Origin of the sequence: Sphingobacterium faecale, from assembly GCF_016746095.1 — a bacterium.
GTDB lineage: Bacteria > Bacteroidota > Bacteroidia > Sphingobacteriales > Sphingobacteriaceae > Sphingobacterium > Sphingobacterium faecale.
In genome coordinates this window covers 1-305 of record NZ_JAERTY010000053.1, presented here as the reverse complement: position 1 = coordinate 305, position 305 = coordinate 1, and the positions used below count along the sequence as shown (strand labels likewise).

At 50.5% G+C, this 305-nt stretch carries 1 protein-coding gene; it reads right to left on the bottom strand.

Going from position 1 to position 305, the window contains the following annotated elements:
* On the bottom strand, window positions 1-305 hold a 305-nt coding region (locus JKG61_RS22840), incomplete at both ends, for a hypothetical protein (RefSeq protein ID WP_202105319.1).

Here is a 305-nt window from a genome sequence, read left to right as displayed (position 1 = left end):
CAACACCTGCATGGTCATACCAGTGGAATACCGGATTCGTAATCGTACTGCCCGATGTTAGCGCTGTCGTCAGGATAACATCGACATCCGGTGCTATACATAACGGAGCACCTGGATCCATACCGTTAACCAGGATATCAGCGATATCGGTAGACTGTCCGGTAGGCTGGATAGTGAATGTAACCGTCTTGCGGTCCGAAGCAAGGCTCTCACAGACACCGTCTCCGCTCACACCGACACTGTAGGTATAAGTACCCGCAGTCAATTGACCAACGTTCAATGTACCATCAGATCCACCTGTAATC